The sequence below is a fragment of the Streptomyces sp. NBC_00513 genome (assembly GCF_041431415.1).
Classification (GTDB): domain Bacteria; phylum Actinomycetota; class Actinomycetes; order Streptomycetales; family Streptomycetaceae; genus Streptomyces.
The window spans coordinates 6496143-6510042 of record NZ_CP107845.1 but is presented as its reverse complement, the minus strand read 5'-3'; the positions used below and the strand labels follow the sequence as shown (position 1 = coordinate 6510042).

The window sequence follows — 13900 nt, the reverse complement described above, 5'->3', positions numbered from 1 at the left end:
CCGGATCACTTGTTTTCGCCCCGAGTTCAGTACGTCGGACGCCGGCGGTTCACCGGAGTGGGCTGTACGACGTACGAGAAGGCGCGCAGTGGGGGTCGGTTGAGCCTGCCGGGGTGCCGGCGGCAATCCCGACCGTAACGGCGACCGGGTCCACCCGCGCGAGTTCCACCACCGACACGACGGCCGTGTCCCGACGGAGCGGGACGACCCGCGCGGGCCGCAGGGGGCAGGACGGGACGCGCCGGGGGCATGAGGGGCGGGGCGGGGCGTTGGGCCGAGCGGGTGACGGCCGAGCGGCGGCCCGCGTCATCGGGACGGACACGTACGAGGCAGCCGGCGGGAGGCACCACGCGCTCGCGGCCTCACCCGAAAGGAGGACGCGGGGACCCCGCGCCCGGCAGAGCCGCACGCGCGCCCCGGCACTCCGGGGCCGCGCCCCGGGGAGGAAACACCGCTCGCCCGGCCGGAGTCGGCACGGGCGAGCGGGTGAGGAGGGGAAGGCCTACCAGTTGGCGGGGGCGTAGTCCTTGAGGAAGACGCCGAACAGGTCCTCGCCCGCCTCGCCGCGCACGATCGGGTCGTACACGCGGGCCGCGCCGTCCACCAGGTCGAGCGGGGCGTGGAAGCCCTCCTCGGCGAGCCGGACCTTGTCCGGGTGGGGCCGCTCGTCGGTGATCCAGCCGGTGTCCACCGCGGTCATCAGGATCTGGTCCTTCTGGAACATCTCCTGCGCGCTGGTCCGCGTCAGCATGTTCAGCGCGGCCTTGGCCATGTTGGTGTGCGGGTGGCCGGCGCCCTTGTAGCCGCGGCTGAACACGCCTTCCATCGCGGAGACGTTGACGACGTACCTGCGGCCGGCCTCGGCGGCGGCCATCGCCGGCCGGAGCCTGCTGATCAGGATGAACGGCGCCGTGGAGTTGCACAGCTGCACTTCGAGCAGCTCGATCGGGTCCACCTCGGACACCGTCTGGATCCAGCTGTTGGTGTCGTGCAGGTCGGGGACCAGGCCACCGGCGTCGATGGCCGTGCCGGCGGCGATCCGCTCCAGGGAGGCGGAGCCGGAGACCAGCGCCAGCTCGGTGACGTCCTGCGCGCTGAGCTTCTCGCCCTTGCCGGTGGGCAGGGCGGCGACCCGGTCGACGGTGCCGCTGCCGAAGGTGCCGATGACCTCGGAGGTGGGCAGCTCGCCGGCCGGGAGCGGGGCGTTCTCGGCGGCGACGAGTTCGCTGTAGGCACCCGGGGAGCGGCGCACGGTCTGCGCGGCGTTGTTGATCAGGATGTCGAGCGGGCCCTCGGCGGCGACCGAGTCGGCGAGCGCGACGACCTGGGCCGGGTCGCGCAGGTCGATGCCGACGATCTTCAGGCGGTGCAGCCACTCGGAGCTGTCGGGCATGGCCTTGAAGCGGCGGATCGCGTCGCTCGGGAAGCGGGTGGTGATGGTGGTGTGCGCGCCGTCGCGCAGCAGCCGCAACGCGATGTACATGCCGATCTTGGCGCGGCCACCGGTGAGCAGGGCGCGGCGGCCGGTCAGGTCGGTGCGGGCGTCGCGGCGGGCGCGGTTGAAGGCGGCGCAGTCCTGGCAGAGCTGGTGGTAGAAGGCGTCGACCTCGACGTAGCGGGTCTTGCAGATGTAGCAGGAGCGCGGACGCTGGAGTATTCCGGCGATCGGACCCTTGGTGGCGGCGGTCAGGGCGTTGCCCTGGGTCTCGTCGTCGATGCGCTCGGCGGAGCCGGTCGCGGTCGCCTCGGTGACGGCCTTGTCGTTGGCGGTCTTGGCGGCGCGGCGGTCCTGGCGGCGACGCTGCTTGACCGTGCGGTAGAGGCCGGCGGTGGCACGGCGTACGGTGATGGCGTCGGGGTGGTCGACGTCGAGCTTGTCGAGCTCACCGAGCACGTTGAGGACGAGGGCCAGCCGCTCGGGGTCGATGCCCGGCCCGTATGCGTGGTTGTCTTCGGTCACCGTCATGGCCGCTGCCGTTCCTTGATCACTCGTCCGCGTCCGCCTGCTGCGGAGGTCCCAAAAGGGCCACTGTACGGAGGCGACGCGCCCGGGGACAAACCCGTGCCCGGGCGTCTCACGCACCGCGAGTGGCCCGTCACGGTGGGGAGGGGTTCGACGTTGATCGACGGCGTGGCCGGAATCCGTCTGTCCGGCCGTCCCGTAGTACCACCGGAGTATGCCGAGAGGATGACTCGAAGCCCTCCGGAGGCTCCTCTGGGGGGAGGAATAGGGCACCCGGGTCGGGCATTGTGGAATTCATGAGTGCCTTCGCGGTGTCCGTTCTGCTCTGCCTGGTGTCCGCCGTCGCGTACGCGGGCGGCGCCATCGTCCAGGAGCAGGTGGCGGCGGGCTCGCCGAACCGGTCCTACGCGCCCCTGCGCCGGGCCGGTTGGTGGTTCGCGGTCGGGCTGAACGCGCTCGGCGCGCTGTTGCACGTGGTGGCGTTGGCGTACGGACCGCTCAGCCTGGTGCAGCCGCTCGGAGCCCTGACCATCGTCTTCGCGCTCCCGATGGCGGCCGTCCTCGTCCATCGCCGGGCGGGCGCGGCGGCGTGGCGCGGAGCGGTGCTCGCCACGGTCGGCCTGGCGGGGCTGTTGGCCCTGACCGGCGGCGAGGGCCGGGCGGAGCAGGCGTTGACGCACGGGGGTCGAACCCTGCTGCTGACGGTCGCGGGTGCGTCCATGGCGGTGCTGTTCCTGACGGCGCGCCGCACGCGCCGGGCGGTGCGGCGCAGTGTGCTGCTGGCCGCGGCGGCCGGTACGGCCTTCGGCATGGCCTCGGTGTTCACGAAGTCGGTGGCGGAGGGCTTCTCCCTGGACGCGCCGACCGCGATGTGGCCCGACCTGGCGGCCATCGCCACGCTGGCGGCGGGCGGGCTGCTGTTGTCGCAGGCCGCCTACCGGGGGGCGGGGCTGACGGCGCCGCTGGCGACGGTGACCGTGGTCAACCCGGTGGTCGCGGCGGCCGTGGGAATCTCGGTGTTCGACGAGGGCTTCCGCTACGGGTCGCCGGGCGCGCTGGCGGCGGCGGTGTGCGCCGCGGTGGCGGCGGCCGGCCTCGTCCTGCTCATGGCCGTGCCGCCGCACGTGCGCGGGTCAGATGCTGACGCCGTGCCCGCGGAGGTACCGCAGCGGGTCGATGTCGGAGCCGTAGCCGGGTCCGGTGCGCATCTCGAAGTGCAGGTGGGGACCGCTGCTGTTGCCGGTCGAGCCGGAGCGGCCGATCCGCTGGCCGCCGGAGACCTGCTGTCCGCCCCTGACCCCGAGCGCCGACAGGTGCGCGTACTGGGAGTACCGGCCGTCGGCGTGCCGGATCACGACCTCGTACCCGTAGGCCCCGGACCAGCCGGCCGAGACCACGGTGCCGGAACCGACCGCCTTGACGCTGGTACCGGTGGGCACCGGGAAGTCGACGCCCGTGTGGTAGCCGCTGGACCAGGAGGAGCCCGCGACGCGGTAGGCGGTGCCGAGTCCGGCGTCGACGGGCGCGAAGAAGCCGCCCGAGGAGGTCTGCTGCTTCGCTGAGGCCGCCTCGGTCTTCGGGGCGGGCTTGCTCTGCTCCGGCGTGGGCTTCGGCTTCGCCTTCGGGGCGGGCTTGCTCTGCTCGGGCTTCGGCGCGGCCGGGGCCACCGGCTTGACCGGCTTCGCGGTGCGCGGCGGCTTCTCCGGATTCCGCGCCGGCGGTGCGGCCGTGATCCGCAGGGTGAGGCGCTGGCCGGGCAGGATCAGGTTCGGGTCGGCGCCGACGGTGGCCCGGTTGGTCTCGTACAGCGCCTGCCAGCCGCCCTCGACGTGCTGGTCGGTGGCGATGGCCGACAGAGAGTCCCCGGGGGCGACGACGTACGGGTTCGGGAGCACGGAGGTGCCGGTCGGACGCGGCGCGGTCTTCGGCGTCGCGGCCCCGTCCTGCGGGAGCTTGGCGGTGACCTGCACCTTCACGGGCTGGGGCGCGGGGGTCCGGGCCTTCGCCGGCTGCGGCTTCGTGGACTGCGGGTGCGGGGTGACGGCGGGCGCCGGGCCGCTGCGGCTGAGTCCGGCGGCCGGTCCGCACGAGGGCCAGGCCTGCGGCCCCTGCCCCTTGAGGACCTTCTCCGCGACGGCGATCTGCTGGGCCTTGGTGGCCAGGTCGGCGCGGGGGGCGTAGGCGGTCCCGCCGAAGGCCCGCCAGGTGCTCTGGCTGAACTGGAGCCCGCCGTAGTACCCGTTGCCGGTGTTGATCTGCCAGTTGTTGGTCGATTCGCAGGTGGCGACCTTGTTCCAGGTCTCCACCGAGGCGGCATGGGCGGACCCGGCTCCGACGAGAGGGAGCGCGATCCCGGCGCCACCGGCGGTGACGACGAGCGAGGCCCGGTTGATGCTGCTCGGCTGGTACCGGCGGTGCCGGCCCCGTACGCCCATGGGAGCCCCCTTGGAGACATCAGGAAGGGCACAAGGTAGCGGCGACACGAGTCGCCCGGCAAGTATCACAACCAGCCTGCCTCAAGGTGAAGTTGAGAATCAGTGCACAACGGACGAGCTCTCACATCCCGGTCGATGTAGCGTCGGGGGTCCCCGCACATCGAGGCACGCAGGAGCGCACGCATGAGCAGCAGCACCGCCCAGATCGGTGTCACCGGGCTCGCGGTGATGGGCAGCAACCTGGCCCGGAACTTCGCCCGCAACGGATTCACCGTCGCCGTCCACAACCGCACCGCCGCGAAGACCCATGCCCTGGTGGAGGAGTTCGGGCACGAGGGCTCCTTCGTCGCGGCCGAGTCCGCGAAGGAGTTCGTCGACGCGCTGGAACGACCCCGCCGCCTGATCGTCATGGTGAAGGCCGGCGAGCCCACCGATGCCGTGATCCGCGAGTTCGCCGAGCTCCTGGAGGAGGGCGACGTGATCATCGACGGCGGCAACGCCCACTTCGAGGACACGCGCCGCCGCGAACGCGAGCTGCGCGAGCAGGGCATCCACTTCGTGGGCGCCGGCATCTCGGGCGGCGAGGAGGGCGCGCTGCTCGGCCCGAGCATCATGCCGGGCGGCCCGGCCGAGTCGTACACCTCCCTCGGCCCGCTGCTGGAGAAGATCTCGGCGAAGGCCGCCGACGGCACCCCCTGCGTCTCGCACATCGGCCCCGACGGCGCCGGGCACTTCGTGAAGATGGTGCACAACGGCATCGAGTACGCCGACATGCAGCTCATCGCCGAGGCCTACCACCTGCTGCGCGAGGTCGCCGGCTACTCCCCCGCGAAGATCGCGGAGACCTTCCGGACCTGGAACACGGGCCGGTTGGACTCGTACCTCATCGAGATCACGGCAGAGGTCCTCGCGCACACCGACGCCGCGACCGGACGGCCGTTCGTGGACGTCGTGGCCGACGCCGCCGAGCAGAAGGGCACGGGGCGCTGGACCGTACAGATCGCCCTCGACCTGGGCGTGCCGGTCTCGGGGATCGCCGAGGCGGTCTTCGCCCGCGCCGTGTCCGGTCACGGTGACCTGCGCAAGGCCTCGCGCGACCTGGCGGGCCCCTCGGCCACGCCGCTCTCCGGGGCCGCCGCCGACGCCTTCGCGGCCCAGGTCGAGCAGGCCCTGTACGCCTCGAAGATCGTCTCGTACACGCAGGGCTTCCACCAGATCCAGGCGGGCAGCGCCGAGTACGACTGGAACGTGGACCTGGGCGCGGTGGCCTCGCTGTGGCGCGGCGGCTGCATCATCCGGGCGGCGTTCCTGGACCGGATCCGTGCCGCGTACGACGCCGAGCCCGCGCTGCCGAGCCTGCTCGCGAACCCGGAGTTCGCCCAGGAGATCGGCGCGGCGCAGGACGACTGGCGGGAGGTGCTGGTCGCGGCGGTCCGCCAGGGCATCCCGGCGCCGGCGTTCGCGGCCTCGCTGGCGTACTACGACGCCCTGCGGGCGGAGCGGCTGCCCGCCGCCCTGACCCAGGGCCAGCGGGACTTCTTCGGGGCGCACACCTACCGGCGCACCGACCGGGAGGGCTCGTTCCACACCCTCTGGAGCGGCGACCGCTCCGAGGTCCGCACGGACTGACGCACTGCGGACGGGAGACCGTCCACCCCCCACTGCCGCACGGCGCGCGGGCCGACGCGCACCGGACCCCGAGCGGGCCCGAGGCGGCCCGGACCCCGGTCGAGCGGACCTCGACCGGGCCGGGTTCGGGTCTCAGGCCCCGATCGAGCCGAGCGGGCCGGGCTGCGGCACGGGGGCCGGTCCGGGCGGCGCCGGGATCGGGTCGGGCTCGGGCACCGGGCCGGGTACGGGCGGCGCCGGCCTCGGCGTGGGCGGCTCGGGATCAGGGAACGGTCGGGGCCCCGGCGTCGGATCGGGTCCCGGCACCGGGGGCTGCGGGTCGGGGCCGGGGACCGGAGGCTGGGTCTGCTCTTCGATTCGCACCATGTGTCCCACCTTCCCCGGAACCCCTGCGGTACGCCCCCCGGAGGACGGCCGACCGGCGGACGCACGTACCGACTGACGGCCGAGCGCGGCGGCCAGGCCCCGGGCGGGGCCCGTCAGGACCGGGATCAGGGTCGTGGCCGATGCCGCGGCGCCGGCCATCGAGCCCTGGGCGAGGAGGATGACGTCCGTGTCCGTGACGGCGTCGATCGCCTCGGCCACCAGGGCGAGGGAGCCGGCTTCGTCACCGGCCGCGAACCGGTCCCAGGCTCCGGCGACCACCCGTGTCCGAACGGACACCTCGCGCGTCCCCGCCTCCTCGGCCAGCAGCCCCGCGGTCGGAGCCAGCGTGGACTCCAACGAGGCCAGTACGGTGATCCGGCCGCCGATCCGGACCGCCTCGGCGGCCATCGGCCGGTCCACCCGGAACAACGCCACCCCCAGCGGCCCGGCCTGCGCCTCCACGACCGCACCGATCGTCGAACAGGTGACCAGCACGGGGCCGGAGCACCCGCCGAGCAGTTCCCGGACCGCCGGCGCCACCGCCTCCGGGCCCTCCGCGCGGGCCCGGTCCAGCAACTCCGGCACCACCAGGTGCCGTAGGACGGCGCCCGGGTGATCCCGATCGCGCAGCGCGTCGAAGACCGGGACGTGCGTCGCGGACGTGTGCAGCAGCGTCAGGGCCGCGTGGGCCGCCGCGGCGGCGTCCGTCACCACAGGTCGGAATCCGAGGCGAGCTGCGCCTCGGCCGCCGCCACGACCTCCGCCGGGGCCACGCGCGCCAGGTCGGGGTGTTTGGCGGCCCAACTCGCGGCATACGGGCAGAGCGGCACCACGGGCACCCCCTCGGCCGCGGCGATCGTGTGGAAGGTCTCCACCAGACGCCCCGCGATGCCCCGCCCTTCGTGCCCGGGCTCGACGATCGTGTGGACCGCCACCAGGGCGTGGGGTTCCTCCGCGAGGACGAAGTAGGCGATGAAGCCGACCGCGACCCCTTCCTCGACGGCGAGCAACCGCCCGGCCTCTCGGTCGTCCTCGAACACGATCGTCGGCTCGTCCGCCATGGTTCCCGACTCCCGACCTCGTCAGACGGCAACCGCGTGGGGGCTGCGCTCCTGATCCGTTCCCGGTACGGGCGCGGAGGGATCCGCACCCAGCTCGATGATGCGGTTGTCCGCGTCCACGTGCACGACGCGGGGCTTCAGCACCCGGGCCTCGGCGTCCTCGACCTGCGCGTAGCTGATGAGGATGACCAGGTCCCCGGGGTGCACGAGGTGGGCGGCGGCGCCGTTGATCCCGATGACACCGGACCCGCGCTCGCCCTCGATGACGTACGTCTCCAACCGCGCGCCGTTGGTGATGTCCACGATGTGGACCAACTCCCCGGGCAGCAGGTCGGCCGCGTCCAACAGGTCGGCGTCGACGGTGACCGACCCGACGTAGTGCAGGTCGGCCTGGGTCACGGTGGCCCGGTGGATCTTGGACTTGAACATGGTACGAAGCATGGAGAAACTCCCGGATTGTCTGCTCCCTGCCTGCTTCACGCAGGTCAAGGGCGGTCCCGGCAGCGTACAACGATTGGCATGTTCGGTCAGCTGTCGCCAGGACTTTCAGGACTCACGCTGACTGATTGCCGGCTTTTCCGGCGCGTCATCAGGCAGCACGGGGACTGCTCGGACCGGGATGCTCGTGATCGCGGACGGCCGACAGGCGTCTTCATCGAGAACGCAGGTAAGACGGCAAGGGATTCAGCGGAAGCTTGGCGCCTCGCGCACGCCGCAGCCCCACACGCTGCGGGCGATCGACGGCGAGGGCGAGATGATCGTCGGCTTCGACGACGACCTGGCCGGCGAGGCCACTCGGGTCGCGAACCGGCTCCTCGGCCCCCTGACCCGGATCCATGCGTCGCCGGAACGGGTCCTGGGCCGCGGTTGCAGCACCCGGCCGTGTTGACTCCGCTGGAGCGGTTCGGGTCACCGGCCCAGATACACAAGGCCGGCAGACGGCGACCGGTCACCCTACTGCGGCCGCAGGCGCCGAGGATGGCCGAGCGTCTGGCCGAGGAGATCTTCGCCGCGTCGGACGAGGTGATGTCGGAATCAAGGGGCTCGGCCACATTCGGCGCCCTCGTTCGAGGCCACACCCCGTGGGACCAATTCAGAGAATATCGTCGTTCGATTCGAATTCGTGTGTGTCGGCGGGAAGTTCACTGAGGATGTCGGTTCGGATTTCACCGGTGAGAGCGGACACGATGAACTCGACGCAAGGCGCCGGGTAGCTTTCCCACTCAGGGCCGCGACCGGCATCGGCCATCACCGTCCAGTCCGCAGGGTCCTGGCCCTCCCGGGTGAGCCAGTACAGAAAGGCTCCCGTGCCCTCAATGTAGGCGAACGGCACCAGGCCGGTGCCGGGGGATGCGAGCTCGCGGGGCTTGGGCTCGCCGCGGTCTCCGCCCCACAGGCGGGCCAGGACTTCGGCACGCTCTTCGACCATCGTGTAGAGGTCGTAGTTCTTGTCCTCGCAGTCGGGCTCGAGGACCCAGATCGTCTCGTCGAAGAGGCCCCCGCCGTACAGGTCGATGAGCTCCTTGTAGTCCTCGGGCAGTGCATGGCCAAGACGGCCCTGGATGTCCGCCCAGTCGCGCGCAGCCGATTCCTGCGGAGGAGGGATGAGCTGCGTGAGGCGTTCCACGGTGGGATTCATGATGACGCTCCTGTATCGGCAGGTCAGTGCTTGGGGACGTTAAGGATAGTGATGTGATTGACCGCTGATCCGCCCTCATAGGGAGTGAACTGGAATCCCCGGTTACCCCGGGCATGGATCATCAGGCCTTTGGGGATCACGTCGGTGGGGTCGGTAGCGCTTGAGTAGACAGGAGTGACCGTGTACTCGATGGTCTCTCCTGCGTCGACCGCGGCGCGGATCTGGTCTTCGATCTTCTTCATGACCGGCGAGTTGGCGAAGCGGTGCATGGTCACGAAGTTGCGCGAGTCCTTGTTCGACCCGCCGATCTGCGCGCCCAAGAGATGCGTCTTGTTGAGGTTTTTGCGCTTCTCGTAGCCCAAGACCTTGGACGGTGGCTTGGTCGTGCCGCCGGTCATGCCCGGTTCGATGGTGGCGCGCATGACGCCTGCGCGGCCTCCAGGACCGCTGCTGTAGCGAACGCGGCCACCCCAGGTCGGGTCCGACTCGTCGCATGGCTTGAGGCCGAGCGGGTCGTAGTCCGTGTGGGGGTTGGCCACGTAGGTGGCCGGGTTGGGCGCCGGGTCAAGCCCCAGTGGATCGAGAGTGAGGTAGCGAGCGGTCTGCGGGTCGTAGTGACGGAAGTAGTTGTGGTGGAGCTCGGTCTCGGGATCGAAGTACTGGCCAGGGAAGCGTAGTGGCGTGTGTGCAGTGGCGTCCCGGTTCCAGACCGTGGTGCCCCACAGCGTGCTCTGGCTGCGCCAGGCGATGCGGCCGTTTTCGTCGACGAGCTCGGTGGGGGTGCCGATCTGGTCGGTGACGATCGCGAAGAATCGCTGGTCGATGACGTTCTGCGGGACATCGACCCAGGCCTTGCTCTCGACTTGGAGGAGCGGCTTGTAGCCGTCGTGATCCCAGGTGAGGCTGAGTTCCTCCGGGCTGTGGGCGACACGGGTGGTCTGTTCGGCGAGGGTGCTGCCGTCCCAGGCGAAGAGTGTCTCCTCGACGGCGCTCGTGCCGTCGGAGGCCATCCGCTGCTTGGCGATGCGTCGGCCGAGCGGGTCGTACCGGTAACGCCAGCGCGTCCCGTCGGGCGTGGTCACCGCGACGAGGCGGTCCTCGGTGTCCCAGGTGTAGCGCCAGGTGTCGGGCTTCCGGGAGAGTCGGGGCCTTTGCCGCAGGGTGATGCGGCCCTGGGCGTCATGTTCGTAACGGACGGATCCGGCGCGGGTGAGGCAGGTGCCGTTGTAGTCGCGTCCGCCCTGGGACTCGGCGCCGGGCAGGCCGCCCGGCCAGTGGCCGCTGCTTTGGTTGCCTTCCAAGTCGTAGGCGTACTTCTCGCTCCACCCCGCCGCGTCGACGGCCGTGACCCGCCCTGCCCTGTCGAGGGTGAAGGTGCGGCGGCCTCCCCTCTGGTCGGTGACGGCGCTCAGGTGCCCGTCCAGGCTGTAGGTGTGCGAGCGCTTCTGGAGCGGGTTCGGGGAGCAGGGGCCGGTGAGGGTCTGCTCGTCCAACCGGCCGGCAGGGTCCCACGTGTGCGTGAGGGTGAACGCGCCTGCCAGGGTGCGCAGCGTTTCACGGCCGACGGCGTTGTGACTGAAGGACAGGGTCCGTCCGGCGCTGGTGAGGGTGGCGCGGTGGCCGGCCTCGTCGTAGGTGTACGTCGTCGTGGTGCCGGAGGGTGTGGTGCGGCTCGTTCTCCGTCCGGCAGCATCGCACGTCGTGTGTACGGTCCGGCCGTCGATGCTTTCGCCTACGACACGACCCGCAGCGTCGTAGGCGTACTCCAGAACCGAGTCTGGTGCGACTGCTCGCAGGAGCCGGCCGCACGGGTCGTGGGCATAGCTGATCGGACTTCCGGCGATGTCCTTCTCCACCGGATTGCCCACGGTGTCGTAAAGGTAGCGAGTGCTCTGGCCGGCGGCGTTGGTGCGGGCCACGAGGAAACCGGCGGGGTCGTAGGCATAGGCGAGTGTGTGCCCGTTGAAGTCGGTCTCCGAGACCAGCTGTCCGGTGGGGTCATAGCCGTAGCGCCAGATGAGGCCTTGGGCGTTGGTGACCTCTGTCAGGCGGAGCTCGGAGTCGTGCCGGAAGACGTGCCGGACCCCATCGGGGGTGGTGCGGGCCGTGGGAAGGTCGAAGTGGGTGTACTCGTGGGTAGTGACTTGGCCCAGCGGGTCCGTGTGGGAGGTGCAGTTGCCTTCCCCGTCGTAGGACCACTGTTCGGTGCTCCCGCCCTGTCCGGTGCGGGAGGTCAGGAGTCCTTCGACCGACCAGGTCAGACCTGTCGTGCCGCCAAGGGGGTCGGTATGGGTGGCCAGACGACCGAACGGGTCGTACGCATGGGTGGTGACCGAATCCGCGGGGTCGGTGAGGCTCTCGACGAGTCCCACCGCGGTACGTCCGATCCGGACCGTCTGCCCGGTGGGGTCGGTCGCGGCGGTGAGCGCGCCGCGTCCGTTGTAGGTGTACGCCGTGACGGCGCCGGCCGGGTCGGTGAGAGCGGTCCGGTTGCCGTGGTCGTCGTAGGTGTGCTGCCAGACGGCGCCATCAGGTTCGGTGAGGGTGGCGGGCAGGCCCTGGCCGTTGTACGTCACGGTGGTGCGGTGGCCGTCAGCGCGTATGAGGGCGAGGGGGCGGCCGGCGTCGTCGTACTCGACGGTCGTGGTCCGTCCCAGCGGGTCCGTCTCGGCAAGGACGCGGTCGTAGGCGTCGTAGTCGGTGCGGGTGGTGTGGCCGAGCGGGTCGGTGGTGGCGACGACCTGGAGCAGCTCGTTCAGCTGGAAGGTGGTGGTGGCGCCGGTCGAGTCGGTGTACCGGGTGACGCGGTCTGCGGTGTCGTAGGCGAACGAGGACGACATGTAGCCGTCCGGTCCGATGGTTTCCACGACGCGGCCGGCGCCGTCGTACACGTACCGGAAGGTCGAGCCGTTGCGATCGGTCCACGAGGTGATGCGGTCGGCGTCGTCGTAGGTGAAGCGCAGCGGCAGGCCGGAGGAGTTGGTGACGGCGTTCAGGTTGCCGCGCTCGTCGTAGTCGTACGTCAGAACGGTGACGGGTCCCGACGGAGTGCGCAGCAGGAGCGACTCGATGCGCCCCCGGCCGGTGACGACCTGCACCTGGTAGCCGCCGTCATGGCTGACCGTGGCGGGTGCGCCGTCACTCTGCCGGCTGTAGGTGATGCCGTTGCCGTTGCGGTCCTCGATCTCGGTGAGCCAGTACGCCGGCGAGGCGTTGTACGGGCTGCCCGTGAAGTACCGCGAGGTGCCGGTGTGCGGGTCGGTTATCCGGTACGTCGCGTGCGCGTCGGCCTCCCCGCTGTGGGTGAGCGGGAGCCGGGGCCCTTCGAGCGGCAGCACGGGTTCGTCGCCCGCCTGCGGAAACTGGGGGTAGACGAGCAGGGAGCCGTCCTCGCGCGCCCAGATGAGACCGCCGCCGAGCGGGTCGGCTTCGAGCCGCTCGTCGAGTGTGGAGGCCCAGCTGCGGCCGAACCACTGTCCGTAGCGGTATTCCGACAGGTGGGTTCGGCTGAGGGTGAGCGGCAGGGTGCCGGGGAGCACGAGGTCGGTCTGGGGCAGGGTCATCTCGCCCGTGGCGACGTCGATCGGGTCGTTCTTGCACGTCTTGCCATTCAACGGGATGCTGTTGCGCCGCGGATCGTCCTTGGCCACGCGCAGTGAGTCCGGCTTGGTGCGGACATCCGCGTCGCTCTTGTGACGGTCTACGGGGCTGCCCTTGCCGGGGCCGCCCTGGCCGCCATCGCGATCCTTGCCCTTGATCCGGTTGAAGCCGTCGCCGATGACCTGGTCGTTCTTCTTGTGGTCGGTGGATATCCGCTTGACGGCTTTGGGGAGTGTGGTGCCGACGTGGTCGCCCATCGCCTTGGTGGCCTTGGTGAGGGCTGCCAATGCCTTGTCGGCGACGGGGTCGATGGCCTGTGCTATCGAGTCACGGCCTCGGGTGCGACCATGGTGGGACTTGGCTTTGGTCAGCTTGGAGCTGGTCTTGCCGTGGATGCCGGTGCTGACGGTGGTGAGACTGGTGCCGGCGCGGTCGTGCTCGCTGTGCTCGATGTGCAGGTCGACCAGGCCGGTGCCTCCCCCACCGGAGCCGCCGCCTGCGGAGGCGAGGTGGAAGGCTTCCTTGCCGGACTGGACCCCGTCGTTGAATCCGTCCTTTCCGGCGTTCTTGGTCTGGCCGAGGTCGACGCCGTCCTGGAAGCCGAGGGCCATCGAGCCGAGCTGGACGACGAGGTCGGCGGCCATCCCTTCCAGGGCGGCGACGGCCGGTTCGGTCATGGCGGAGACGATGTAGCCGACGGCTTCCTCGACGCACTCCTTGATGAGTCGCTTCACGACTTCCTGGGTCAGGCGCATCGCGGCAGCGCCGAACAGGGCGGAGAGGCCGGCGGTGACCGGGATGAGGGAGAGGGCTATGCCGGCTTCGGCGGCGAGGTAGCCCAACTGGACGAGAGCCGCGTACTTCATGCCCTCGACGGCTCCGGCCGCCATGTCCATCGCACTGGCGATGGTGCGGGCGGCTTCCGCGATGTCCTTGAAGTGCTTGCCCTTGACCGTGTTCCAGTGCCGGTTCAGGGCCTCGATCGACTCGCCCTTACTGGCCGAGAGGAGGCGCTCGACGTGGTTGTTGGCGAGCTGGCCGTCGTCCAGCAGATCCTCGGCGAACTCGCGGAGTGCGTCGGCCATCTCCCGGTAGGCGTCCTCGTCCACGTTCGGCCAAGCCACACCGATGAGGTCCAGCAGTGTGTCCGCCCAGTCGGGCACCGTGACAGCCACGCGACCCCATCCCCCATGGTCATAATCTGATC

General features: G+C 70.8%; 8 protein-coding genes and 2 pseudogenes. 3 read left to right on the top strand and 7 right to left on the bottom strand.

From position 1 onward, the window contains the following. Nucleotides 1-502: 502 nt before the first annotated feature. On the bottom strand, nucleotides 503-1966 hold the full coding sequence (locus OHA84_RS29655) for an SDR family oxidoreductase (protein WP_266952155.1): 1464 nt from the start codon (nucleotides 1964-1966) through the stop codon (nucleotides 503-505). Between OHA84_RS29655 and OHA84_RS29650 the strand changes: the two are divergent. Continuing rightward, nucleotides 1939-2994 (top strand): annotated as a pseudogene (locus tag OHA84_RS29650) (DMT family transporter); the annotation flags it as partial. The gene OHA84_RS29655 and the pseudogene OHA84_RS29650 sit on opposite strands and share 28 nt — an antisense overlap. A gap of 102 nt (nucleotides 2995-3096) precedes the next feature. On the opposite strand, the gene OHA84_RS29645 reads toward OHA84_RS29650, so the two are convergent. After that, nucleotides 3097-4398, bottom strand: coding sequence for a transglycosylase family protein (locus OHA84_RS29645; protein ID WP_053682424.1), 1302 nt, complete (start codon nucleotides 4396-4398; stop codon nucleotides 3097-3099). A gap of 183 nt (nucleotides 4399-4581) precedes the next feature. Between OHA84_RS29645 and gndA the strand changes: the two genes are divergently transcribed. Beyond that, the gene (gndA, locus tag OHA84_RS29640; protein ID WP_053682423.1) at nucleotides 4582-6027 is read left to right on the top strand and encodes an NADP-dependent phosphogluconate dehydrogenase; all 1446 of its coding nucleotides are present in this window, start codon (nucleotides 4582-4584) and stop codon (nucleotides 6025-6027) included. Nucleotides 6028-6159: 132 nt separating this feature from the next. On the opposite strand, the gene OHA84_RS29635 is transcribed toward gndA, so the two are convergent. The 3 genes from OHA84_RS29635 to panD are packed head-to-tail and all read right to left on the bottom strand — an operon-like array spanning nucleotide 6160 to nucleotide 7895. Further along, nucleotides 6160-7104, bottom strand: coding sequence for an arylsulfatase (locus OHA84_RS29635; protein ID WP_323181846.1), 945 nt, complete (start codon nucleotides 7102-7104; stop codon nucleotides 6160-6162). Next, nucleotides 7101-7454, bottom strand: a complete 354-nt coding sequence (locus OHA84_RS29630; protein ID WP_266968935.1) for a GNAT family N-acetyltransferase — start codon at nucleotides 7452-7454, stop codon at nucleotides 7101-7103. The genes OHA84_RS29635 and OHA84_RS29630 overlap by 4 nt, the downstream gene beginning before the upstream one ends. A 21-nt stretch (nucleotides 7455-7475) precedes the next feature. Further along, entirely contained in the window at nucleotides 7476-7895 is a 420-nt protein-coding gene (panD, locus tag OHA84_RS29625) for an aspartate 1-decarboxylase (protein WP_030870250.1), read from the bottom strand. Nucleotides 7896-8172: 277 nt separating this feature from the next. On the opposite strand from panD, the pseudogene OHA84_RS29620 reads away from it, so the two are divergent. Next, nucleotides 8173-8477 (top strand): annotated as a pseudogene (locus OHA84_RS29620) (IS110 family transposase); the annotation flags it as partial. 70 nt (nucleotides 8478-8547) lie between these two features. Here the strand turns inward: OHA84_RS29620 and OHA84_RS29615 are convergent. Together OHA84_RS29615 and OHA84_RS29610 are read right to left on the bottom strand one after the other, a co-directional pair. After that, complete coding sequence (locus OHA84_RS29615) at nucleotides 8548-9093, bottom strand: SMI1/KNR4 family protein (protein ID WP_266968937.1); 546 nt, start codon at nucleotides 9091-9093, stop codon at nucleotides 8548-8550. A 23-nt stretch (nucleotides 9094-9116) separates the two neighbouring features. After that, a complete protein-coding gene (locus OHA84_RS29610) occupies nucleotides 9117-13868 on the bottom strand; it encodes a DUF6531 domain-containing protein (protein ID WP_266968938.1) in 4752 nt (1583 codons plus the stop codon). Between the last annotated feature and the right edge of the window lie 32 nt (nucleotides 13869-13900).

Bases quoted from the DNA above. Each gene is read 5' to 3' on its own strand.
- OHA84_RS29655 (WP_266952155.1), bottom strand. From the start codon at position 1,966: ATGACGGTGACCGAAGACAACCACGCATACGGGCCGGGCATCGACCCC.
- OHA84_RS29645 (WP_053682424.1), bottom strand. From the start codon at position 4,398: ATGGGCGTACGGGGCCGGCACCGCCGGTACCAGCCGAGCAGCATCAAC.
- gndA (WP_053682423.1), top strand. From the start codon at position 4,582: ATGAGCAGCAGCACCGCCCAGATCGGTGTCACCGGGCTCGCGGTGATG.
- OHA84_RS29630 (WP_266968935.1), bottom strand. From the start codon at position 7,454: ATGGCGGACGAGCCGACGATCGTGTTCGAGGACGACCGAGAGGCCGGG.
- panD (WP_030870250.1), bottom strand. From the start codon at position 7,895: ATGCTTCGTACCATGTTCAAGTCCAAGATCCACCGGGCCACCGTGACC.
- OHA84_RS29615 (WP_266968937.1), bottom strand. From the start codon at position 9,093: ATGAATCCCACCGTGGAACGCCTCACGCAGCTCATCCCTCCTCCGCAG.